At 67.7% G+C, this 19,760-nt stretch carries 18 protein-coding genes; 9 read left to right on the top strand and 9 right to left on the bottom strand.

Annotated elements, in window-relative coordinates:
- Positions 1-16: 16 nt before the first annotated feature.
- A complete protein-coding gene (locus OHA70_RS26295; RefSeq protein ID WP_328322179.1) occupies positions 17-754 on the top strand; it encodes an SDR family NAD(P)-dependent oxidoreductase in 738 nt (245 codons plus the stop codon).
- 92 nt (positions 755-846) lie between these two features.
- Positions 847-3,507, top strand: a complete 2,661-nt coding sequence (locus OHA70_RS26290) for a family 78 glycoside hydrolase catalytic domain (RefSeq protein ID WP_328322177.1) — start codon at positions 847-849, stop codon at positions 3,505-3,507.
- On the opposite strand, the gene trmB is transcribed toward OHA70_RS26290, so the two are convergent.
- From trmB to OHA70_RS26270, 4 genes are all read right to left on the bottom strand, one after another.
- A complete protein-coding gene (gene trmB / locus OHA70_RS26285) occupies positions 3,488-4,189 on the bottom strand; it encodes a tRNA (guanosine(46)-N7)-methyltransferase TrmB (protein WP_328322175.1) in 702 nt (233 codons plus the stop codon). The two genes, OHA70_RS26290 and trmB, sit on opposite strands and share 20 nt — an antisense overlap.
- Before the next feature lie 30 nt (positions 4,190-4,219).
- Positions 4,220-4,654 (bottom strand): SRPBCC family protein, encoded by a 435-nt coding sequence (locus OHA70_RS26280; RefSeq protein ID WP_328322173.1) that lies wholly within the window; start codon positions 4,652-4,654, stop codon positions 4,220-4,222.
- On the bottom strand, positions 4,651-4,965 hold the full coding sequence (locus OHA70_RS26275) for an ArsR/SmtB family transcription factor (protein ID WP_328322171.1): 315 nt from the start codon (positions 4,963-4,965) through the stop codon (positions 4,651-4,653). Before OHA70_RS26275 ends, OHA70_RS26280 begins: the two co-directional genes overlap by 4 nt.
- A gap of 70 nt (positions 4,966-5,035) precedes the next feature.
- On the bottom strand, positions 5,036-7,960 hold the full coding sequence (locus tag OHA70_RS26270; protein ID WP_442913911.1) for a bifunctional [glutamine synthetase] adenylyltransferase/[glutamine synthetase]-adenylyl-L-tyrosine phosphorylase: 2,925 nt from the start codon (positions 7,958-7,960) through the stop codon (positions 5,036-5,038).
- A 264-nt stretch (positions 7,961-8,224) separates the two neighbouring features.
- On the opposite strand from OHA70_RS26270, the gene OHA70_RS26265 reads away from it, so the two are divergent.
- Positions 8,225-8,704, top strand: coding sequence for a hypothetical protein (locus OHA70_RS26265; protein WP_328322169.1), 480 nt, complete (start codon positions 8,225-8,227; stop codon positions 8,702-8,704).
- 18 nt (positions 8,705-8,722) lie between these two features.
- Here the strand turns inward: OHA70_RS26265 and glnA are convergent, their stop codons facing one another.
- The gene (glnA, locus tag OHA70_RS26260) at positions 8,723-10,063 is read right to left on the bottom strand and encodes a type I glutamate--ammonia ligase (protein ID WP_328322167.1); all 1,341 of its coding nucleotides are present in this window, start codon (positions 10,061-10,063) and stop codon (positions 8,723-8,725) included.
- Between the two features lie 147 nt (positions 10,064-10,210).
- On the opposite strand from glnA, the gene OHA70_RS26255 reads away from it, so the two are divergent.
- Positions 10,211-10,594: a thiol-disulfide oxidoreductase DCC family protein gene (locus OHA70_RS26255; RefSeq protein WP_328322165.1), complete on the top strand. Its 384-nt coding sequence runs from the start codon at positions 10,211-10,213 to the stop codon at positions 10,592-10,594.
- A gap of 17 nt (positions 10,595-10,611) precedes the next feature.
- Positions 10,612-11,016 (top strand): hypothetical protein, encoded by a 405-nt coding sequence (locus tag OHA70_RS26250; RefSeq protein ID WP_328322163.1) that lies wholly within the window; start codon positions 10,612-10,614, stop codon positions 11,014-11,016.
- Here the strand turns inward: OHA70_RS26250 and OHA70_RS26245 are convergent.
- The 3 genes from OHA70_RS26245 to OHA70_RS26235 all read right to left on the bottom strand — a co-directional run bounded on the left by OHA70_RS26245 (position 10,942) and on the right by OHA70_RS26235 (position 13,149).
- Positions 10,942-11,877, bottom strand: a complete 936-nt coding sequence (locus tag OHA70_RS26245) for an HTTM domain-containing protein (RefSeq protein ID WP_328322161.1) — start codon at positions 11,875-11,877, stop codon at positions 10,942-10,944. The two genes, OHA70_RS26250 and OHA70_RS26245, sit on opposite strands and share 75 nt — an antisense overlap.
- On the bottom strand, positions 11,874-12,359 hold the full coding sequence (locus OHA70_RS26240; protein ID WP_328322159.1) for a hypothetical protein: 486 nt from the start codon (positions 12,357-12,359) through the stop codon (positions 11,874-11,876). Before OHA70_RS26240 ends, OHA70_RS26245 begins: the two co-directional genes overlap by 4 nt.
- Positions 12,360-12,567: 208 nt before the next feature.
- Positions 12,568-13,149 carry an ArsR/SmtB family transcription factor gene (locus OHA70_RS26235; RefSeq protein ID WP_328322157.1) on the bottom strand — a complete coding sequence of 194 codons (582 nt, stop codon included), beginning with the start codon at positions 13,147-13,149 and terminating at the stop codon, positions 12,568-12,570.
- Between the two features lie 70 nt (positions 13,150-13,219).
- On the opposite strand from OHA70_RS26235, the gene OHA70_RS26230 reads away from it, so the two are divergent.
- From OHA70_RS26230 to panB, 4 genes are all read left to right on the top strand, one after another.
- Positions 13,220-13,813, top strand: a complete 594-nt coding sequence (locus OHA70_RS26230; protein WP_328322155.1) for a dienelactone hydrolase family protein — start codon at positions 13,220-13,222, stop codon at positions 13,811-13,813.
- Between the two features lie 9 nt (positions 13,814-13,822).
- Positions 13,823-14,185, top strand: coding sequence for a nuclear transport factor 2 family protein (locus tag OHA70_RS26225; RefSeq protein ID WP_328322153.1), 363 nt, complete (start codon positions 13,823-13,825; stop codon positions 14,183-14,185).
- Positions 14,186-14,272: 87 nt separating this feature from the next.
- A complete protein-coding gene (locus OHA70_RS26220; protein ID WP_328322151.1) occupies positions 14,273-16,060 on the top strand; it encodes an NAD+ synthase in 1,788 nt (595 codons plus the stop codon).
- 176 nt (positions 16,061-16,236) lie between these two features.
- On the top strand, positions 16,237-18,828 hold the full coding sequence (panB, locus tag OHA70_RS26215; RefSeq protein ID WP_328322149.1) for a 3-methyl-2-oxobutanoate hydroxymethyltransferase: 2,592 nt from the start codon (positions 16,237-16,239) through the stop codon (positions 18,826-18,828).
- Here panB and OHA70_RS26210 read toward each other — a convergent pair.
- Positions 18,825-19,727 (bottom strand): aldo/keto reductase, encoded by a 903-nt coding sequence (locus tag OHA70_RS26210; RefSeq protein ID WP_328322147.1) that lies wholly within the window; start codon positions 19,725-19,727, stop codon positions 18,825-18,827. The genes panB and OHA70_RS26210 overlap by 4 nt on opposite strands.
- Positions 19,728-19,760: the final 33 nt, after the last annotated feature.

Genomic DNA, 19,760 nt, shown 5'->3' with positions numbered 1-19,760 from the left:
CGAGGAAGAACCACTCATGAAACTCACTGGCCGCAGGATCTGGGTCGTCGGCGCCTCTTCGGGCATCGGCGCGGCGCTGGCCCGCGAGCTGTGCCTCAGGGGTGCACAGGTCGCGGTGTCCGCGCGTCGCGCAGACGCCTTGAAAGAGGTCGCCGGCGAGTGGATGACAGCCGTGCCGTGTGACATCACCGACGCCGACGAGGTTCGGCAGGCGGCCGGTGTCGTCGCGTCGGAGCTCGGCGGGATCGACATCGCGGTACTGAGCGCCGGCTACTGGAAGCAGATGGGCGACGACTTCGACGTCGACTCGTTCAACAAGCATCTCGAGGTGAACCTCGGCGGGATGGCGAACTGCCTGGGCGAGCTGATCCCGCGGATGAAGAAGCAGCGCGCCGGCATGATCGTCGGTATCTCCTCGGTCGCCGGATATCGCGGGCTGCCCGGCTCGGAGGCGTACGGAGCGACGAAGGCGGCGCAGATCAACCTGCTCGAAGCCCTGCGGGTCCGCCTCCGCCCCGACGGGATCGACGTGCTCACCGTCTGTCCCGGCTTCGTCGAAACGGAGATGACCTCGGACAACACCTTCCCGATGCCTTTCATCGTCTCCGCGGAAGAGGCCGGGCGAGCGATCGCCGACGGGATCGAGCGACAGTCCACCCGGATCGTCTTCCCGTGGCAGATGTCACTCCTGATGCGTATCTCCCGCTTCGTCCCCGACCGGCTCTGGGCCTTGGCTCTCACGCCTCGGTCGTGAACTGTCCAGATCAGGACATGGTGGTTGCTCAGGTGTCGGAGGGGTGCATACGGTCCTCCGGGACCAACCCGGCCGTGTGAGGAGCTTGCCTGATGAGCTGGACCCCTGGTGGACCGTTGACCGCGGACAAGCTCACCACCGAGTACGCCGACCGCCCGCTCGGTACTGACGTCAGGCGGCCCCGGTTGGGGTGGATCGCGACCGCGCCGGGGTATGGCGCGACGCAATCGGCCTACCAGGTGCTGGTCGCCTCGACACCTGAGCTGCTTACGCCGGAGACCGCCGACGTGTGGGACTCCGGGCAGGTTGTCTCCGCAAAGAGCTTCGGCGTTCAGTACGACGGGCCGGCGTTGGCGCCGCGGACTCGTTATCACTGGGCCGTCCGGTTGTGGGACGGGCTGGAGCGGGTGGGGCGCTGGAGTACGGCGAGCTGGTTCGAGACGGGGCTGCTCGACGAGGGGTTCGGTGGGGCGCAGTGGATCGGCGCGCGGGATTCCGAAGTACGGGATGAGGATGTGCCGGCGCCTTTGCTGCGGCGGGCGTTTGCGCTGGATGGGGCTGTCGAGCGGGCGCGGCTTTATGCCAGCGGGCTGGCTTATCAGGAGCTGCGGATCAATGGGCAGCGCGTCGGCGACTCGGTGCTCGATCCTGGGTTCACCGACTATGAGGACACCGTGCTGTCGGTCGCGTACGACGTGACTGAGCTGCTGCGGTCCGGCGACAACGTGCTCGGTGGTGAGCTCGGGCGCGGCTTCTTCGGGATGTCCACGCCGAACGTCTGGCGCTGGCACCAGACGCCGTGGACCGCTGAGCCGCGACTGCTCGCGCGGTTGGTGATCGAGCACCCCGACGGCCATGTGACCGAAATCGTCACGGATGACGCCTGGCGGGTGACGGACGGGCCGACTCGGTCGGACTCGTTGTTCTCCGGCGAGACCTATGACGCGCGGCTGCACCCGGCGGGGTGGGACGCGGCCGGTTTCGACGACTCGGGATGGACCGCGGCTCTCGTAGTACCAGGGCCGCGTGGTCAGGTACGGGCTCAGGAGCATGAGCCGATCCGGGTGATCGAGGACGTCGCGCCGGTCTCGTTTGCGCAGCCGAAGCCGGGGGTATGGATCGCGGACTTCGGGCGGACGACCGCCGGGTGGACCAAGCTGCGGGTGACCGCGCCGGCCGGTACAACGATCAGCCTCACGCACGGCGAGTGGTTGCTTGCCGATGGCACCGTTTTCGCGGAGAACCAGCACGTGAAGAAGGACCGCTTCCAGCGGGACGAATACATTGCCTCGGGCAACGGAGTCGAGGAGTGGGAGCCGCGCTTCTCGTACAAGGGTTTCCGGTACGTGCAGCTCGAAGGCTTCCCGGGCTCGCCGACTCGCGACTCGGTGACGATGCGGGTGGTGCACTCAGACGTACCGTCGGTCAGTCGCTTCAGTGCGAGCCAGCCGCTCTACGAGCAACTCGAGCAGGCGATGCGGCGGACCGTGCTGAACAACCTGCACGGCATCCCGACCGACACCCCGAAGATGGAGAAGAACGGCTGGACCGGCGACGCCCAGGTCGGTGCGCCGACGATGGCCGGCACGCTCGGGATGGCGCGCTTCTTCACCAAGTGGCTCGGCGATCTGCGCGAGAGCCAGGATTCGACTAGCCGGCTGCCGGTCATCGTGCCGACGGGTGACTGGGGCTACACCGAACTCTCCCCCGCCACCGAATGGTCGACGGTCTATCCGTTCATCCTGCGCGAGATGCACCGCTGGTACGGCGACGAGCGCTTGCTGGCCGACCACTGGGACGCCGTACTCCGCTACGTCGACTACGAACTCGATCGAGTGTCCGACGGGCTGTCGCTGAGCGTCCTCGGCGACTGGCTCCCGCCCGGCTACCAGGACGGCCCGCCCCCCGAGGACCGGCGGCTAACCGGTACTGCGTACTTGTATCGCGCTGTCCTTGCCGTCGCCGAGATCGCTGAGTTGCTGGGCAAGTCGGCCGAGGTCGATCGGTTGCGCAAGGCCGCCGGCGAGTTGGCCGATGGACTGAACAGGGCATTTCTCGACCGCTCGGATGGGGTCTACCGGAGCTCAGAGGATCCGGATTATCGGCAGACGTCCAATGCGGCCCCGCTGGCTTTCGGGATGGTGCCCGATGAGCTGGTTCCCTCGGTGGTGGCGAATCTGGTGGCGGACATCGAGGCGCGGGGGTTCCATCTCAACACGGGGTGTCTCGGGGTCGGCGTACTGCTGCCTGTGCTCACCGCTTTTGGTCATGCCGACGTGGCGGCGAAGGTTGCCTTGCAGCGGTCGTATCCCAGTTGGGGGTACTGGATCGACAACGGCGCCGACACGATGTGGGAGATGTGGGAGACGGACACCCGGTCGCGCAATCACTACTTCCAGGGCACGGTGGTGCAGTGGTTGCTGGAGAACGTGGCTGGGCTGCGGAATCTGGGTGGTGGGTGGGAGCGGATTCTGGTTCGGCCTGACGGGCGGGCGCAGGTTGATTCGGCCTCGTTGCGGACCGATACCGTGCGGGGGCGGGTGGCCGTGAGTTGGAAGCGGGTTGGGAGGGTGTTCCAACTCGAAGTACAGGTTCCTGTTGGTGCTACGGCCGAGGTGCACGTGCCGGCTGAGGCGGTGGGTGACGTGGCGGTGGTACCGGCGCCTTATGCGGGTGAGCCGGTCGCCGTCGACGGGTACTGCGTTTTCACCGTTCCGTCAGGTCACTGGAACTTCACGTCGCGGACTTCGTGAACATCAGGTCGTGACAGCTCCGGCCTTCAGCATGCGCGCGTGACTCGAACTTGGTGATCGGCCGCCAGTCGGGTCGCGGCGCCCAGCCGTCGTACTCGTTGACGAGCTGCGGCTCCGCCGAGCAGATCGCGAGCATGTCGTCGGCGTAGTCCTGCCAGTCCGTTGCCAGATGCAACCTTCCGCCCGGCTGCAACCGGGAGGCGAGCAGTTGCACGAACGGCGGCGTGATCAGGCGCCGCTTGTGATGCCGCTTCTTCGGCCACGGATCCGGGAAGAACACCCGTACTCCGGCCAGCGAATCAGCCGGCAGGTGGTCCGTCAGAAACTCGAGCGCGTCACCGTGCAGCAGCCGGACGTTGTCGAGCTCGTACTTCTCCACCCACAACATCAGTTGCCCGAGGCCGGCCGGGTACACCTCGGCCGCGATGTGGTTGACCTCCGGAGCCTGCCGGGCCAGCTGCGAGGTCCCCTCGCCCATCCCCGACCCGATCTCCAGCACGGTAGGCGCTTCCCGCCCGAACCAGTCCGCCAGATCGACATGCCCAGCCGGCAGTTCCTCGAGCTTGCGCCCCAACTGACCCCAGTTGGTCTCCCAGACCCGCTGCTGCCCCACCGTCATCCGAACACTCCGCCGGACGGTACTGAACACCCCCGCCTGCCGCACCTGCTCCACCGTCTCCACCCGCCAATCGTAGGCGAGCCACCTGGTTGGTCAGAATTCGATCCGCAGCGTGCGGCCGGTTTCCAGGTAGGTCTTGAGGTTGGCGAGGATGGGGCCCCAGCCGTTGCGCCAGCCTTCTACGGAGTCCTCGGTGATCTGGTCGTGGACGACCTGGAGCTTGACGACCGAGTCGCCGGCCGGGGTGATGGTGAAGGTGACCCGACCGGGGACCTCGCCTTCGACGGTCTCGTTCTTGAAGGTGTAGGCGAGGGTTTTCGGCTCGTCGTAGACCAGTACCTCACCGGAGTCGGTCAGGCTGTCGTCGGCGCTGTCGTAGAAACGGACCGGCGAGCCGACCGTCCAGTCGGACTCGATCCGGCGGCCGAACCAGTAGAGCTGGGTGAACGCGCCGGACGTGAGCGCCTGCCAGAGTTTCTCCGGCGTGGTCTCGATGTAGGTGACGTGGATCATCGCGGGACTGCTCATGGTTTCTCCTCCAGTGCTGCCTTCAGCGCGCTGAGGGCGCGCAGCTTGTCGCGTTCGTAGTTGCCGATCCAGCGCTCGGCGATCTCGTTGATCGGCACCGGATTCAGGTAGTGGTACTTGTTCCGCCCCCGCTTGACGGTGACCACCAGCCCCGCGTCCTCGAGGATCCGCAGGTGTTTGGTCACCCCTTGCCGGGTCAGATCGGGCAGCAGCTCGCACAACTCCAGCAGGGTCTGCCCGTTCCTTTCGCGCAAGGCATCCAGCAGCGCTCGCCGCTGCCCGTCCGCCAACGCCTTGAACACCAGCTCCACCACTCCAAAATAGGCAACTAAAAGGTTGCCTGTCAACCAAGCGGAAGGAACGAGAGTGAGCGCCCGGGTTTCAGTCGCCCCAGAAGAGGCGGTCGACCACGTTGCGGGCCTGACGGGTTCGGCGGAGGTAGTCGTCGGAGAAGCGGCTGGTCTCGCCGGCGTTGTATCCGCAGATCTGGGCCACGGCGGCGAGGTCGCGGGGGTCTCTGGGAAGGGAGTCGCTCGGGCGGGCGCGGACGAGCATGATCGCGTTGCGGATCCGGGTGGCCATCTCCCACGCGCGGCCCAGAATGTCAGCATCGGGCGGCTGGACCAGCCCGACGTCAACGGCTGCTCGGAGTGCACCCAGGGTGCGGGTTGTCCGGAGACCTTCGACCTGGTGGGCGTACCGCATCTGCAGGAGTTGCACCGTCCACTCGATGTCGGCCAGTCCGCCGCGACCCAGCTTCGTGTGGGTTGCCGGGTCGGCTCCGCGCGGCAGTCGCTCGGCATCCACCCGCGCCTTGATCCGCCGGATCTCCATCACGTCGCGCTCGGAGATTCCACCCTCCGGGTAGCGCAGTGGGTCGATGAGGTCACGGAAGGCCTTGCATAGTTGAGGATCACCGCAGAGTGGATCCGCACGCAGCAACGCCTGCGCCTCCCACACCGCCGACCAGCGCGCGTAGTACGAGGCGTAAGAAGCAAGCGTCCGTACCAACGGCCCCTGCCGGCCTTCCGGGCGCAGGTCGGCGTCGATTGCCACCGCGGGGTCGGCACCGGGCAGCGCCAGCAAGCGCCGCAACTCGGTCGCCGCTTGCGTGGCGAAGTCCGTCGCCGCCTTCTCCGAAGCACCCGGCAACGGGTCATGCACGAACATCACGTCCGCATCGGAGCCGTAGCTCAACTCATGCCCGCCGAACCGGCCCATCGCGACGATCGACATCCGCGTCGGCTCGGGCTCGCCCTTCGCCACCGTCCGGCGAGCGACCTCCAGAGCAGCCGTCAGCGTCGCCATCGACACCGTCGTCAGCGCCTCGCTGACCGCCTCGACCTCGAGCAACCCGGACAGATCCGCCGCCGCGACCCGGAACAACTCCCGCCGCCGCGACCCACGAATCGCCGCGACCGCGGCCACGGGTTCATCCTGCCGCCGCCCGGCCGCCGACATCTCCGTCAGCAGCGACTCGGCGGAACGCGGCATCAACTCCCGCTCATCCGCGAGCATCGCCGTCGCTTCGGGTGCCCGCTGCAACAGATCGACGGCGTACCGCCCACTCGCGAGCAAGTGCGCCAGCCGCTCGGCGGACGCGCCCTCGTCCCGCAACTGGCGCAAGTACCAGGGCGTCGACCCGAGCGCATCGGAGATCGTCCGGAAAGCCAGCAACCCGGCATCGGGATCAGGCGACTCGGCGAACCACCCGAGCATCGCCGGCAGCAACGCCCGCTGGATCGACGACCGCCGCGAAACCCCCTCCGACAACGCCTCGATGTGTCGCAACGCCGACGCCGGATCGGCGTACCCGAGCGCGGTCAGACGCTGCTTGGCGGCCTCCGGCGTCAGCCGCACCTCACCGCCAGGGATCCGCGCCACCGCGGCCAACAGCGGTCGGTAGAAGAGCTTCTCGTGCAACCGCCGTACTTCGAGCCCGTGCTTCTTCCACGCCGCCGTCAGATCGTCGATCGGATTCTTGGTGAACCCCAGCGACCGCCCCAACCGGCGCAGATCGTCGTCATCGTCGGGGACCTGATGAGTACGCCGCAGCCGGTACAGCTGGATCCGGTGCTCCATCGACCGCAGGAACCTATAGGCATCGGCCAGTACTGCGCCGTCGGTCCGTCCCACATACCCAGAGCTGGTCAATTGCTCCAGCGCCACCAGCGTCGTACCGCTCCGTACCGACTCATCACTGCGCCCATGCACCAACTGCAGCAACTGCACTGCGAACTCCACGTCCCGCAATCCACCAGGACCGAGCTTCAACTGGCGATCCGCGTCGGCCGCCGGGATGTGGTCGACCACGCGCCGCCGCATCGCCTGGACGTCACCCACGAAGCCTTCGCGGTCGGCGGCCGACCAGACGAGTTCGCGCGTCTTCGCGGCGTACTCCTGCCCGAGCTCGGCATCACCGGCGACCGGACGCGCCTTCAGCAACGCCTGGAACTCCCACGTCTTGGCCCAGCGCTGGTAGTACGCGAGGTGGCTATCGAGCGTGCGCACCAGCGGTCCGGCCTTACCCTCCGGGCGGAGCGCGGCGTCGACCGGCCACAGCGTGCCCTCGGCGGTGTGCGCTGAGCAGATCCGCATCGTTGCGGACGCCAACGCGGTCGCGGTCTTGAGGGCCGGGGCCTCGGGTTCACCCTCGAGCGGCTCGGCGACGAACAGTACGTCGACGTCGCTCACGTAATTCAGTTCGCGCCCGCCACATTTGCCCATGGCAACAATCGCGAGCCGGCAGTCGGCTGCCTTCGGGTGCGCGGTGAAATAGTCGTTGCGCGCGATCTGCAACGCCGTCTCCAGGGCACCGCCGGCGAGATCGGCCAGTACGGCCGCCGTCTCGTCGACGAGCAGTCCTTCGGCGAGATCCCGCGACGCCAGCCGGAGCAAGAGCCGCCTGTACTCCACCCGCAGCGCATCGACAGGGTTGGCGGCATCGACCGCGGTCGCGAGGCACGCGGCGACATCGTCCGGCGTCGGGCGGGACGCCGCCAGGGCTGGGTCGGCCAGGTCGTACCAGTGCCGTGGATGCACGCTCAGATGCCGTCCGAGCGCCTCACTCGCGCCGAGTACGAAGATCAGCCGGCGCCGGAAGTCGGGGTCCATGTCGAGACACCGCGCGAACGCGGCGAGGTCGAAGCCGTTGGCGTGCAGCGATTCGGCGATACCGAGCAGACCGGTCAGAGCGAGATCCGGATCGGCCGACTCCCCCAGCGATGCGATCAGCTGATCACTGGCCATCGGACTGTGCTCGTCCGGCCCGCTCAGCGCGTCGAGCGCGTCCAGCTGATCGAGCATCCCACCGGCCCGCGCCGAATCCGCGAACCCAGCCCGCGCCAACCGTCCCGCACCGGAAACCCTCCGCACCTCAGCCACGCCTGCCAGCCTAGTTGGCGTGGCTCATGCTCTCCGTCGGCCGCCGTGTTGGGGTGTCGAGCGGGCGCTGCCGGGCGGCGCCTCAAGCGGCCGTTGGGTCAGATCTCGGGTGGATTGCGGTCGGATTGCGGTCAACACACGGAGTGGCTTGGCATATTCGGGCTGTAGTCGGCATGATGGCTCGTTATGGTCATGATGACGGGGTCGCTCGCTGTCCGGGGCACGGTGGTCTGGTTGACGCCCCAGCAGGGTGGGCGAGTGTCCGGGCCGCCCGAGCCGGACTACGACTACGACTACACCGCAACCGCTTACCTCCCACCAAGGTCAGCCGAAGACGGCCAAGCAGGCCTCTCCTTACGCCGCTTCGCCCCCGGCGCCTGGCGCACCCCCGCGGAAGGCATCCTGGTCCCACCCCAGGGCCACCGCGCCCAACAAGTGGTCCCCGGCAACATCGTGGTGATCACCGAAGGCATCCGCCCGGTAGGCCTGCTCACGGTGGAAGAAGTCCACGCCCTCGCCCCCGACGGCTCAGCCGTCATCGAGCGGGCCCCCGAGGTAGAAATCACGGGCCTGACCGCCATCAGAACGCCAGACACCGACGCGCCGTACCGCCACTCCACGGCAACTGACCGATGGAGCTCGCACGAACGCGCCGGAGCCAGCTGAATCCGCCAGCCGGATCGGCTAGAGGACAGGAAGCAGCTTGTTCAGTTCGAACGGGGTGACCTGGCGGCGGTAGTCCTGCCACTCGACCCGCTTGTTGCGCAGAAAGAAGTCGAAGACGTGCTCGCCGAGGGTCTCCGCGACGAGTTCGCTGTCCTCCATCACCGAGATCGCCTCGGCGAGGCTGCTCGGCAACGGCTTGATGCCGAGGGCCTTGCGTTCCCGGCTGGTCAGCGACCAGACGTCTTCCTCGACCTCGCGGGGCAGCTCGTAGCCCTCCTCGATGCCCTTCAGCCCTGCCGCGAGCATCAGCGCGAACGCGAGGTACGGGTTCGCCGCCGAGTCCAGCGAGCGGAACTCGACCCGCGAGGACTGGCCCTTGTGCGGCTTGTACATCGGCACCCGGACCAGCGCGGAGCGGTTGTTGTGCCCCCACGAGATGAACGAGGGCGCCTCGTCGCCGACGGCGAGCCGCTTGTACGAGTTCACCCACTGGTTCGTCACCGCGGTGATCTCGGCCGCGTGGTGCAGCAGCCCGGCGATGAACGCGCGCCCGGTCTTGGACAGCCCGTACTGCGCGCCGCCCTCGAAGAACGCGTTCCGGTCGCCCTCGAACAGTGACATGTGGGTGTGCATGCCCGAGCCGGGGTGCTCGCTGAGCGGCTTCGGCATGAAGGACGCGTAGATGCCCTGCGACAGCGCGACCTCCTTCACCACCACCCGGAACGTCATGATGTTGTCCGCGGTGCTCAGCGCATCGGCGTACCGCAGGTCGATCTCCTGCTGACCCGGCCCGCCCTCGTGGTGGCTGAACTCGACCGAGATGCCCATCGACTCGAGCATCGTGATCGCCTCGCGGCGGAAGTCGTTGCCGATGCCCTGCGGGGTGTGGTCGAAGTAGCCCGACGAGTCGACCGGTTCCGGGTACGTACCGGGCGCGCCGGTCAGCGACTTGAACAGGTAGAACTCGATCTCGGGGTGGGTGTAGAAGGTGAAGCCGAGGTCGGCCGCCTTCGACAGGGTCCGCTTCAGCACGTGCCGCGGGTCGGCGAACGAGGCCGAGCCGTCCGGCATGTTGATGTCGCAGAACATCCGCGCGGTGCCCATCGTCTCGCCCCGCCAGGGCAGGATCTGGAACGTCGACGGGTCCGGCTTGGCCAGCATGTCCGCCTCGGTCACCCGGGCGAAGCCCTCGATCGCGGAACCGTCGAACCCGATCCCCTCGGCGAACGCGCCCTCCAGCTCGGCCGGCGCCACCGCCACCGACTTGAGGAACCCGAGCACATCGGTGAACCAGAGCCGCACGAACCGTACGTCGCGCTCCTCGAGCGCGCGCAGCACGAACTCCTGCTGCTTGTCCATCGGCGAGTCCACCTCTCATGTGTCTCAAACGACTGCCCATTCGACCGGCACAGCCAGGGCCTCACACAGTCTGCCCCGAGCGTGTTAAGCAGACGTTACGTGTTGAAGGAGAGATAGCGCGCATCCGGCCCGCAGTAGATTGGTGGCGTGCCGACCACCCCCATTCTGATCTTCGACGGCGACTGCGCTTTCTGTACTACGAGCGCCCGCTGGCTGCAGCGCAAGCTCGGCGGCGCAGTGCCGGTCGAGCCGTGGCAGTTCACCGATCTGGCGGCGTACGGAACGACCGCCGAGCGGGCGCAGTACGAGGTGTTGTGGGTGGATCAACGCGGCACGATCCACGGCGGGGCGCAGGCGTTCGCGCGCTGGCTGATCCACAGCGGCGGCCCATGGCGGCCGCTCGGAGTGATGGTCACGCTCCCACCGATCCGGTGGGTAGCCGCCGGCGTCTACCGCCTGATCGCCAACAATCGCGAGAAGATGCCCGGCGGCACGCCAGCCTGCGCCCTCCCTCCCCACGAAACGCCGTGAGGCTCTAGTCTCCTCTGGTGCAGACGATCTTCCATGCGGCGCTAGTGATAGCTGCGATCCTCTGCGCGGCCGACCTACTGCTCAGCACCGGTCGCTTCATCCGGTCGGTCCAGCGTCGTCGGCCGGCCGAGCTGGATGTGCTGGGACGGCGGTGGCTGCCGATCCCGGAGCTCGGGTTCGGCATGTTCGCGTTCTGCTGCCCCGGGCTCGTCACGCTCGGCCTGCGGCACGCCGACGCCGGTCTGCCGACCAAGCAGATCCTGCTCGCCGCGCTGATCTTCGGGTACGCCGGTGCGGTGCTCTCCCGGGTCGTCCGTACTCCCGGTCCCGGCGGGCGACGGTTCCGGCTACGCGCCAGCCTGCTGCTTGGCCTGCCGGCCCTGTTCGGTCTGGTCTTCGGCTTGTCCGGCGTCGCGGTCTGACCTGCGCTTCCGGAACCACGGCACGATCCGCTCGAGCGGCGCGAACGCCAGCCAGCAGACGACTGTCGGCAGGAAGTGGATCAGCAGGATCGCCGTGTTCGCGACGTGGAAGCCGATGAAGAACAGCGCCCCCATCAGCTGCCAACGGCCCTTGAGCCAGAGGATGACCGGCGAGCAGAACTCTCCGATGATCCCGACCCACTGCATCACGTGCAGCATCCACGGATGGTGCAGCAGCCACTCCCCGACCGGGTGCGGGCGACGCACGATCGCCCAGGTCAGGATCGCGCTGCCCGGCCAGGCGAGCGTCCAGCCCGCGCCCCGCAGCTTGGCGATCGCGGAGAGGAAGTACGTCGCGATGACGGCGATCTGGACGCAGCGGATCGCCCAGCCGGCCGCCTCGGAACGGGTCTGATCGGCGTAGACCGAGACATCGTGCCGCCAGCGCCGGTTCCAGCTGGTCACCCGCGGCCGAACGGTCGGCAGCACCCAGAGGGCGACGACGAGGGCGAGATGGTCATGGTCGACCTTGCCGTCGCTCATCCCGATCAGCACCCACCAGGTGAAGGCCGGCGCGACGATCCAGCCGGCCAGCCTGGGCAGTCGGTTGCTCGCGCCGATCAGGCAGAACACGATCAGTACGAAGTACAGGGTGGTCGTGTTGGCGACGGACGGCTTCGGGAGGTCGAGGAGCCGGGCCAGCAGGAGTGGTTGGTACAGGCCGGGGTGCTCGCCCTTGAGGCGGGTGTCGCGGACGAACGCGTGCATGTCGAGGATGACGAACAGATAGAGAATCGTCCGCAGCCACGCGATCCGGGCGAGCGCGATCTTGGGTGTGAACCAATTGGCGACCTTGGTCATTTGCGCACCTGCCACGTCGCCAGGACCTCGGGGACCGGATCGCCCTCGACGCGGCCTTTGACCAGCGTGGTGGTGTCGCGGATCAACTCGAGCTTCACGTACTTCGGCTTGTCGGGGTGTTTGCGCGCCCACCCGTCGGCGACCGACTGCAGCAACGACGGATCCTTCACGATCTCGCCGGTACGGGCCTCGATCTCCGCCCGGGCCACACCGGCGCCCTCGATGTTGAGCGGCACGTCGACCGTCGTACCGGCATCGGTCTGCGCGCTGATCCGGGTGTAGGTGATCGACGCGTCGTCGGCGACCGATCCGGCGTACTGCGACATCGGCCCGAACGGCCAGGCGTCGTCACTCGCGCGCACCGACCCGTTGATCAGCAAGCCGATCCCGATCAGCGCCACGACCACCCGGACGCTCTTGCCCACCGGGCCCAGCCGGACGTCCCCAGCCCACTCCTGCTGCTTCGTCACCACGCCCGCCATTACACACCAAGCCAGTGTCCCGTGATTGCTGTGGCTTGAACGATAGCGGTGTCCAGGTGCGTGCATCGTGGTGCTTGAGCAGTGGCCTCGATGCGGAGCATCGTGGGCGCTGGGCAAGTGCCGCGAGGTGCGTGCCTGGGCGCCGATAGCGTCAAGCCACAGCAATCACGGGACACTTCGCGACCGGGGTCCTCGTTCCTTCGACTGATCAGTCCGCGTCGTCCTCGCGCGGCGGCAGCGCCGGATAGTCGTTCACCGGGTACGCGCCGACGACGAACCCGTACGTCGAATCGCCGGACCGCGGGAGCTTGTCGAACTCCTGGACCAACGCGTGCACCCGCGCCCAGAACTCGCCGACCCGCTCGTCCGGGACCCGCGCGTGGCGGATGAAGGAGCGCAACTGCCCGGCCTCGAAAGCGGTGACGGACTCCTTCGCCGCGACCTCGAAGTCGTTGAAGTCCAGCGTTCCGGTCCGGCCCATCTCGTAGAAGAACACCCGGGCGGCGCGGCCGTAGAACCGCTCCTCGATCGCGCGGACCCGGCGAGTACGGACCACCTTGAGCAGGCCGGCAGCGGCGAGCACGTTGACGTGGTGCGCCACCGTGCTCTTAGGGCGCTTCACCGCGGCCGCGAGCTCGGTCACCGTCGCGGCCCGCTCGTGCAGCAACTGCAGGATCGACGTCCGGAGCGGATCGCTGAGTGCCTTCACCTGCTCGGCCGTGGTCAGCTCGATGGTGTCCTCGAGCTCGTAGTCCGGGGTCTGGGGATTGCCCTGGGGATTGCCTGTCATGGTCGGATCAGACTAACATCGCAGAACGTTCGACATTCTTGGATCATTCACCTTCTGGAGAGGTTTGACGATGGCTGAGGTAGTGCTGTTCCACCATGCGCAGGGACTGACCGACGGGGTGCGCGCTTTCGCGGGCACGCTGCGCGAGGCCGGCCATACCGTGCATCTGCCTGATGTGTATGAAGGCAAGGTCTTCGGCACTCTCGACGAGGGGCTCGACTATGCGCGGCAGACCGGGTTCGAGGTGGTGAAGGATCGCGCGGTCGCTGCCGGCGAGAAGCTCGGCGAAGGCGAGCTGGGCAACGGACTGGTCTTCGCGGGCTTCTCGCTCGGGGTGATGGCGGCCCAGCAGTTGGCCCAGACGAGTGCGGCTGCCCGCGGCGCGCTCTTGCTGCACGGCTGCATCCCGGTGTCGGAGTTCAGCGAGAGCTGGCCGGCCGGTCTTCCCGTCCAGGTGCACGCGATGGAGGAGGACCCGTTCTTCATCGAGGAGGACGGCGACCTCGACTCGGCCAAGGCTCTGATCGCCGCCAGCCCTGACGATGCCGAGTTGTTCCTCTACCCGGGCAAGAAACACCTCTTCACCGACTCTTCGCTTCCGGCGTACGACGAAGCCGCGACCGCCCTGTTGATCACCCGAGTGCTGGACTTCCTGAAGAAGTAGCATCGGCGGATGCCGACGATTCAGCAGGTGGCTGAGGCGTTCTCCAGCCATCGGTTCCGGGAGACGTACGAGTTCCTGCATCCCCAGGTGGAGTGGACCTTGGTGGGTGCGGCGCGACTCGAGGGCACCGATCAGGTGCAGGCCGCCTGTGAGCAGTCGCTCGACCAACTCGAGCGGACGACCACCCAGTTCCTGCGCTTCAAGACGATCGTCGGCCCGGACGCGGTCGCCATCGACACCGTCGCGAAGTACGTCGACGCCAAATGGAACACGTCCTTCGTCCGCTCCTGCGACGTCTACGAATTCACCCAGGGCTATCTGACCGCCATCACCAGCTACACCGCGGCCATCGAACCGGAAGATCTTCCCTAGCCCGGATACTCGGCACCTATGTAAAGGCCCGCCAACGAAATCGGGCGGGTTCGGGGTGGGGGCGCCGGTAACCAGTAGGGTGCTGCCGTGCCTCAGCTTCGGGTTGCTCTCGCTCAGCTCAACGTGACGGTCGGTGATGTCGACGGCAATGCCGAAAAAGTCGTCACCTGGACCCGGAACGCCGTTGAGCGGGGCGCCCATGTGGTGGCCTTTCCCGAGCTGGCGCTGACCGGTTATCCGGTCGAGGATCTCGCGTTGCGGGCGTCGTTCGTGGACGCTTCGCAGGCCAAGATCAAGAAGCTCGCACGACGGCTGGCCGAAGAGGGACTCGGCGAGGTGGTGGTCGTCGTCGGCTACCTCGACCGCGCTTCCGGTACGGCGATGGGCGTCGACCGGCTCGGCCGCCCGAAGGGTTCGCCGACCAACTCGGCCGCGGTGCTGCATCGCGGTGAGGTCGTCACGTCGGCGGTCAAGCACCACCTGCCGAACTACGGTGTCTTCGACGAGTTCCGGCACTTCGTACCCGGCGACAGCCTGCAGGTGATCCGGATCCACGGCGTCGACGTCGCGCTGGTGATCTGCGAGGACCTCTGGCAGGACGGCGGCCCGGTGGCCGCGACCCGGGCGGCCGGCGCGGGACTGCTGCTCGTCATCAACAGTTCGCCGTACGAGGCCAACAAGGACGACGTCCGCGGTGAGCTCGTCACCCGGCGAGCCCGCGAGGCGGGTTGCTCACTCGCGTACGTGAACCTCGTCGGCGGGCAGGACGAGTTGGTGTTCGACGGCGACTCGCTGATTGCCGATGCCCAGGGCAAGGTGTTCGCACGCGCTCCGCAGTTCGAGCAGGGCAGCATGGTCGTCGACCTCGACTTGCCGGCAGCAACCGGTACGCCGGGTGGTGAGCACGAAGGTATCCGGATCGAGCACACGGTGCTGCAGGAGGATGCGCTTCCGGCGTACGAGCCGATCGCGTCGGCGCAGGCGCCGCGATTGTCGGACGAGGCCGAGATGTACGGCGCTGTCGTGCTCGGGCTGCGCGACTACGTCCGGAAGAACGGGTTCAAGTCCGTCCTGCTCGGGCTGTCCGGTGGCATCGACTCGTCGCTCGTCGCCGCGATCGCCTGCGACGCGATCGGCTCGGAGCACGTATTCGGCATCTCCAACCCGAGCGTCTACTCCAGCGACCATTCCAAGGACGACGCGGCCGAGCTCGCCGCGCGGACCGGACTGAACTATCGCGTGGTACCGATCCAGCCGATGGTGCAGCCGTTCCTGGACACGCTCGGGCTGACCGGGCTGGCCGAGGAGAACCTGCAGGCCCGCGTCCGCGCGGTGATCTGGATGGGCCTGTCGAACGCCGACGGTCACCTGGTACTTGCCTGTGGCAACAAATCCGAGCTGGCCGTCGGGTACTCGACGATCTACGGCGACGCGGTCGGCGGGTACGCGCCGCTGAAGGACGTACCGAAGACCGTCGTCTGGCGGCTGGCGAAATGGCGCAACGCGGACGCCAAGGAACGCGGCCAGCAGCCGCCGATCCCGGAGAACGCGATCGCCAAGCCGCCGTCGGCCGAGCTCCGGCCGGGCCAGAAGGACACCGACTCGCTGCCGCCGTACGACCTGCTGGACGACATGCTCGACGACTACGTCGAGCAGGATCGGGGTACGGCGGAATTGGTGGCGGCCGGCTTCGACACCGAACTGGTCAGCAAGGTAATCCAGCTGGTCGACAAAGCGGAGTACAAGCGACGGCAGTATCCTCCGGGTCCGAAGATCACCCACAAGGCCTTCGGAAGAGACCGGCGACTGCCGATCACCAATGCATGGCGTGAGGACGCGACCCGTGTTGTCAGTAGAAAGGCGACAGAGACCTGAGTGGCTCGTGGCGAAACCGCCCTTTCAACGACAGTCCGTTCTTTCCGCCCGAGGATCCCGAGCAGGCTGATTCCTTCAGCGTGCCCGAACGCCGGAAGCCTGACGCGTCAGGTGTGAGCGATCCCTCAGCGTCGGCCGGTAGCGCTCACCCTCCGCGACGGTGGGACGATGAACCCATGGTTGACAACTTCATGTCGGCCGGTACCAACGGCGACGCCGATGAGGAGCTGCCGGCGCCGTACGGGACCGGACCGAAGAACCGGACAACCGAGGATCAGCACCGCTCGGACTATGGCTACGCCGCAGGCTCCGGCGACGGCGGGTGGCGGGATCGCTCGACCGCGCTGGACGGGCTCGACCCTGCGCCGTCGCTGCCGAACGCGCCGCGGTCGTACGAGCGCGGGCCGGTGCCGCAGCAGCCGTATGTCCCGAAGCCCCCGTTCCTGCCGGAGCGCGACTACCCGGCCGGCGGGTATCCGCAGGAGGCCGAGTCGCCGGCGTACGGTGGCGCACCTGCCTGGGGTGAGCGGGAGACGTACCCGGAGCCTGGTGGGTTTGAGGAAGGGTCTCCCTTCGCTCCCCGCCCTCCGTACCAAGACAGGCCGACCCAGGACCGTGCTGGGCAAGAGCGCGCCGCGCAGGAACGTGCTGCGGCTGAGCGGACTGCCGCTGAGCGGGCTACTGCTGAACGTGCGGCTCAGGAGCGCGCCACTGCGGAGCGGGCGGCGCAGGAACGGGCTGCTGCCGAGCGGGTCGCGCAGGAACGGGCTGTTGCCGAACGTGTTGCGGCAGAACGAGTTGCGACCGAGCGGGCTGCGCAGGAGCGAGCAGTAGCAGAGCGAGCGGCTCAGGAGCGGGCTGCCCAAGAGCGGGCGACACAGGAACGTGCCGCAGCGCAGGAGCGAGCCACTCAGGAGCGGCAGGCGTTGGAACGGCAACAGCAAGAGCGGTACCAGGAGCGCGGGTACCCCGAGCAGGGTCCCTTCCGGCAACAACCTCCCGGTGCACCACAGCAAACGCCGCAGGCACCCTTCGGCCCCGGCCGCAACGGCACGACCGGCCCTCTGTCACCCCGGCCAGGACAACCAGAGCCAGGCACTCCCCCAGGCCCGGCCGGGCCCGCAGGGGCCGCAGGACCGGGCGGGCGCACGCGGCCGGGTCCAGCGGGTCCTGGTGCCGCCGGCGCTGGCTCACCCGTCGGCCCGAGCGGCAACGGCCTTACACCGCACTCCTCCAACGGTTCGGCTGCGAGCAACGGTTGGACCCAGGCCGGTCCCGAGTCGCGCGGCCCAAGCTCCAACGGGAGCTCTGCAGCAAGCACCAACTGGACTCAAGCCGGTCCTACGTCGCGTGGGCCAGCTTCCAATGGAGTCTCGACGCCTCAACCTCCGTCGAATGGTTCGCGCCCTCCCGGCACCAACTCCAATGGGGTCGGTACGACCGGAGCGCTCCCCGTGCAGAACGGCCCCGTCGCGGGTCGTCCGGCGGCAGCCAGCCAAGGGCCGACCCCGAGTACTGGCGAAGGTCCGGCCAACCGCACTGGCCAAGGAGCTACTGGATGGACTGGCGCTGCACCGATGCCTGCTTCGGCACCGCCGGCTAGTGCGTCCAGCTCTGCCAATGGCTACCCGTCGGATCCATCAGCGGAGTACGAGAGCAACGCGCCGTTGAGTGCTGCACCGACTTCCAGCGGTGCTCTGCCGGTGATCAAGCCGGAGACCCCGTCGAGGCCCGCGGGCGCGCGGCGGCGAGCCGACGTACAGCAGGATGCGCCGAGCCAGGTGCCCGAGGCACCCGTGAGTTCACACCGCGCCCGGCGGGCAGGTGCAGCGGCCGCTGAGCCGGCTGCTGAGACCAGTACGCCGAAGGAAGCGGCCAAGGCGAGTGCCGTGAGCAACAGCCTCGGTGCTGCCGGCGGGAGCTCCGCACTCGGGTCGGCCGGCGGTAGTACGCCGGCAGACGCGAGCAAGCGGCCGCGGCGGTACCGGATCCATCACCTGCGGGACATGAAGAACCGCGGCGAGAAGTGGGCCATGCTCACGGCGTACGACCAGTACACCGCCGAGATCTTCGACCAGGCCGGCATCCCGGTGTTGCTGGTCGGCGACTCCGCCGCGAACAACGTCTTCGGCTACGAATCGACTCTGCGCGTCACCGTCGACGAATTGATCCCGCTGTCGCGTGCGGTAGCGGGTGCTGTCGAGCGTGCGCTGGTGGTGGCCGACCTGCCGTTCGGTTCGTACCAGGCATCGCCCGAGCAGGCCTTCCACACCGCCGTCCGGTTCATGAAGGAAGCGGGCGTGCACGCGGTGAAGCTCGAAGGCGGGCGCAACATGGTGCCGGCCGTCGAGAAGCTGACCCAGTCCGGCATCCCGGTGATGGCGCACATCGGCTTCACTCCGCAGAGCGAGCACACGATCGGCGGTTACCGCGTCCAAGGCCGCGGCGACCAGGCAGCCACGCTGATCGACGACGCGGTCGCCCTGGCCGATGCCGGTGCCTTCTCGGTCGTCCTCGAGATGGTCCCCGGCGACGTCTCCGCGGAGATCACCAAGCGCATCTCGATCCCCACCATCGGCATCGGAGCCGGCCGCGACACCGACGCCCAGGTCCTCGTCTGGCAAGACATGGCCGGCATGCGCTCAGGCCAGATGCCCCGCTTCGTCAAGCAGTACGCCGACCTCCGAGGCATCCTCACCAACGCCGCCACCAACTTCGCCGCCGACGTCACCGGAGGCACCTTCCCCAGCGACGAGCACACCTTCTAGATCCAAGGCAGCGCGGACCGCTCTGACCAGTACTCGTAGGGCTCCTGGGCGAACTCGTTCAGGGGCCCTTGTACTACGGGGGCGAGGTTGCTCTCGAGTTGCTCGGGGGTGGTCGCGCCGCTGAGGACGATGTCGGCCCATGGCTGGTCAGCGGCAGCACCGATGGCGAGGGCGTCGGGGGCTACGCCGTGCTTCTCGGCGAAGACGTTGAATGGTGTCTCGCCGGCCTTCGCCGTCAGGCGACCGTTGGCGACCGCTTCCTTCACCACGACGAACCAGCCGGCGTCATGCGCTTCGGCCAGCGCGGGACCTGCCGACGGCTCGAGAACATTCCAAGTGGACTGGACCGCAGTGAAGGGAGTGTTCAGGGACAGGGCCTTGCGCAACGTCTCTGCTTGGCGCGGGCCGCTGGTTGAAAGGCCTACGCGTACGCCGGTGTCCACGAGCTCGCGGAGGCGGTTGAGCAGCTTCGGGTCGTCGAGCGCAGGGCTGTCCGACGTAAGGCTGTGCACCAGGTAGAAGTCCGGCGGACCACCCAGTGCGCGCAACGTCTCGGGCCATTGCCGCTCGAACGTACCGAGCGTGTGGTCCTTCACCTCATGGGTGTCGGCGTCGTGCTTCCAATCGGCGACGTAGGTGTAGCCCCACTTCGACCCGATGGTGAGCTGACTGCGTCGCTCGGGCGTGAGCCACTCCCCCAGGAACGACTCGGCCAAACCATACGAGCGCGCCGCATCGAAGTACCGGACGCCGGCCTGCCAAGCCTGCTCCAGCAGCTCGTGCGTGAGGCTGCGCAGGTCGTCGACTTCACGGCCGCGCGGAAGGTCTTGGTCGTGACCGAGATTGATGTACCCGGGCCGCCCGAGCGCAGCGAGTCCGAGGCCGATGCGTGCAGTCATGTTTCGATGCTCTCACCACGACTCAACAGCCGT

The sequence above is a fragment of the Kribbella sp. NBC_00382 genome (assembly GCF_036067295.1).
In the GTDB taxonomy this organism is placed as follows: domain Bacteria; phylum Actinomycetota; class Actinomycetes; order Propionibacteriales; family Kribbellaceae; genus Kribbella.
The sequence above is the reverse complement of the archived record's forward strand: the minus strand, read 5'-3'. Positions and strand labels throughout refer to the sequence as shown.

Excerpts from the sequence above, each read along its gene's own strand:
- OHA70_RS26295 (WP_328322179.1), top strand. The coding sequence starts at position 17 with ATGAAACTCACTGGCCGCAGGATCTGGGTCGTCGGCGCCTCTTCGGGC.
- OHA70_RS26290 (WP_328322177.1), top strand. The coding sequence starts at position 847 with ATGAGCTGGACCCCTGGTGGACCGTTGACCGCGGACAAGCTCACCACC.
- OHA70_RS26280 (WP_328322173.1), bottom strand. The coding sequence starts at position 4,654 with ATGAGCAGTCCCGCGATGATCCACGTCACCTACATCGAGACCACGCCG.
- OHA70_RS26270 (WP_442913911.1), bottom strand. The coding sequence starts at position 7,960 with ATGCTCGATCAGCTGGACGCGCTCGACGCGCTGAGCGGGCCGGACGAG.
- OHA70_RS26265 (WP_328322169.1), top strand. The coding sequence starts at position 8,225 with ATGGTCATGATGACGGGGTCGCTCGCTGTCCGGGGCACGGTGGTCTGG.
- glnA (WP_328322167.1), bottom strand. The coding sequence starts at position 10,063 with ATGGACAAGCAGCAGGAGTTCGTGCTGCGCGCGCTCGAGGAGCGCGAC.
- OHA70_RS26245 (WP_328322161.1), bottom strand. The coding sequence starts at position 11,877 with ATGACCAAGGTCGCCAATTGGTTCACACCCAAGATCGCGCTCGCCCGG.
- OHA70_RS26240 (WP_328322159.1), bottom strand. The coding sequence starts at position 12,359 with ATGGCGGGCGTGGTGACGAAGCAGCAGGAGTGGGCTGGGGACGTCCGG.
- OHA70_RS26235 (WP_328322157.1), bottom strand. The coding sequence starts at position 13,149 with ATGACAGGCAATCCCCAGGGCAATCCCCAGACCCCGGACTACGAGCTC.
- OHA70_RS26230 (WP_328322155.1), top strand. The coding sequence starts at position 13,220 with ATGGCTGAGGTAGTGCTGTTCCACCATGCGCAGGGACTGACCGACGGG.
- OHA70_RS26225 (WP_328322153.1), top strand. The coding sequence starts at position 13,823 with ATGCCGACGATTCAGCAGGTGGCTGAGGCGTTCTCCAGCCATCGGTTC.
- panB (WP_328322149.1), top strand. The coding sequence starts at position 16,237 with ATGGTTGACAACTTCATGTCGGCCGGTACCAACGGCGACGCCGATGAG.
- OHA70_RS26210 (WP_328322147.1), bottom strand. The coding sequence starts at position 19,727 with ATGACTGCACGCATCGGCCTCGGACTCGCTGCGCTCGGGCGGCCCGGG.